The sequence below is a fragment of the Acetobacter sp. DsW_059 genome (assembly GCF_002153695.1).
GTDB lineage: Bacteria > Pseudomonadota > Alphaproteobacteria > Acetobacterales > Acetobacteraceae > Acetobacter > Acetobacter thailandicus.
In genome coordinates this window covers 1-307 of sequence record NZ_JOPI01000163.1, presented here as the reverse complement: position 1 = coordinate 307, position 307 = coordinate 1, and the positions used below count along the sequence as shown (strand labels likewise).

Annotated in this window: 1 protein-coding gene; it reads right to left on the bottom strand. The window is 51.1% G+C overall.

All coding sequences use genetic code 11. The features are described from left to right. Positions 1-131 (bottom strand): type II toxin-antitoxin system VapB family antitoxin (locus HK25_RS12415; protein WP_086636403.1); only part of this gene is annotated, 131 nt, incomplete at its 3' end. Positions 132-307 lie beyond the last annotated feature (176 nt).

Below are 307 nucleotides of genomic sequence, written 5' to 3'. Positions count from 1 at the left end.
AGTTCCCGCTGCTGCTTCAGCCTGATCAGCATCCGCAACCCGAGTTCAACCGCTTCCTTCTTGGTTTTAACGCCAGATGCCCTCAGGGCATCTGTCATAAGGGTATCATCAATAATGATGTTGGTTCGCATAATGTGTATCTCCTGAGTAAATAATACACATAAATACTACCCGCCTCAAGAAGATTACATCCCCATATCCCATCCCCGATCCCGCGACCTGGAGCGCGAGAGAGAATGCTCGCGCTGGGGCGCATGTAAAGCGTGATCGAGCGCTGATCCCTTTCTGATCCCCAGTTCACGGCTTT